This is a genomic window from Enterococcus sp. CSURQ0835 (genome assembly GCF_902706605.1).
In the GTDB taxonomy this organism is placed as follows: domain Bacteria; phylum Bacillota; class Bacilli; order Lactobacillales; family Enterococcaceae; genus Enterococcus_A.
This window is the reverse complement of record NZ_CACSLH010000070.1, coordinates 1-1,403: the sequence shown is the minus strand read 5'-3', so window position 1 is coordinate 1,403 and position 1,403 is coordinate 1. Positions and strand designations below refer to the sequence as shown.

General features: G+C 39.9%; 1 protein-coding gene. It reads left to right on the top strand.

All coding sequences use genetic code 11. The features are described from left to right. The first annotated feature begins 121 nt into the window (after positions 1 to 121). The gene (locus GVJ38_RS14115) at positions 122 to 1,246 is read left to right on the top strand and encodes an IS4 family transposase (RefSeq protein WP_159723816.1); all 1,125 of its coding nucleotides are present in this window, start codon (positions 122 to 124) and stop codon (positions 1,244 to 1,246) included. Positions 1,247 to 1,403: the final 157 nt, after the last annotated feature.

Genomic DNA, 1,403 nt, shown 5'->3' with positions numbered 1-1,403 from the left:
CACTAGTGTTGCAAAGAACTTCAAATCATTAAAAGCATTGCTATAAAGCTATTCATGCACAAAAAAATCCTTTATACTGTTCTCGGATGACTTATCCAAGACCAATAAAAAGGACTTACACATGGATAAGTATAACTCAAAAACATCATTTCAGAAATGGCTTTCCTCCATTAAGTTGGATGAATTGTCCAAAAAGTCTAGAACCAACATTAAAAACTTCGATCACTACAGTAAAAAGCTCGATTTTCGCACTACAACAAAGGTGCTCCTGTACGCCATTTATGAAGAATTAGCTAGTTTCCGAGAAATCGATCGTGCTTTCCTGGATAAACGACTTTGTAAAGAGGTCGGGATTGACTCAATATCCCACAGTTCCATTTCTAGGCGAACAGCTGAGATTGACCAGGAGGTGCTCATGGAAATATTCACCGATTTGTTTGGCAAAATTGCCAAACAAAAGCCGAGTTCGAAAACAACTAGTTTGCAAATCATTGATTCGACAACCATTCCATTGAATAAAACTTGGTTTCCTTGGGCAAAGTTTCGCAAGACAAAATCCGGTATCAAGCTCCATTTGAACCTCTGTTACTTGGATAAGGATAACCAGTATCCAGAGAATTTTACGATTACCAACGCAAGTGAACACGATCGCAATCACTTCGAAGTATTCGTGGACAAAGCGGAAGCGACTTACGTGGTAGATCGTGGCTATTTCGATTATCGGCTATTGGACAAAATGAATCGTGATGGGTATTTCTTCGTCACTAGAATCAAGAAGAATACCAAAGTCACTGTGCTAGATCAATTCGAGGTTGAGACTCCTAAGCTGACTGATGGCCAGATTATCAGCGACCAGCAAGTCATTCTCGGCGGTGGCGTTAACCATGTCACAGAACGCTTCAGACTAGTGACCGTTCTGACAAAGGGGCAAAGACTTCTGCGGATCGTAACGAATCGTTTTGATGTAACGCCAAACGAGGTCGCAGACATGTACCAAGCCCGCTGGCATATCGAACTGTTTTTCAAACATCTAAAGCAGAATGTAGCCATCAAGAACCTCTATTCTCAAAGTGAGCAAGGCGCGATAAATCAAGTAATACTAACCCTTATCGCGACCTTATTGACCTACTTGGTGAAGATAGAGCTCAATACTAAAGCGACACTGTTTCTATTGAAGAAAACATTTCATTACCTAATGTTTGACCCGGCCGAAGATTGGCTTGGGCAGTTCAAACCAGATGATTGATTAGAAAAGAATGTTGGTGTCGCTCTTGAATTCAGTTTAATAAAACGTACAATTTCTGGAATAAAAGTCATCCGCTGCGTAAGCATTTGATTTTTGGGCAATTTTGAATGAAATATAGTTTTCAGATTTTTCTGAAATTATTTGTGCAACACTAGTG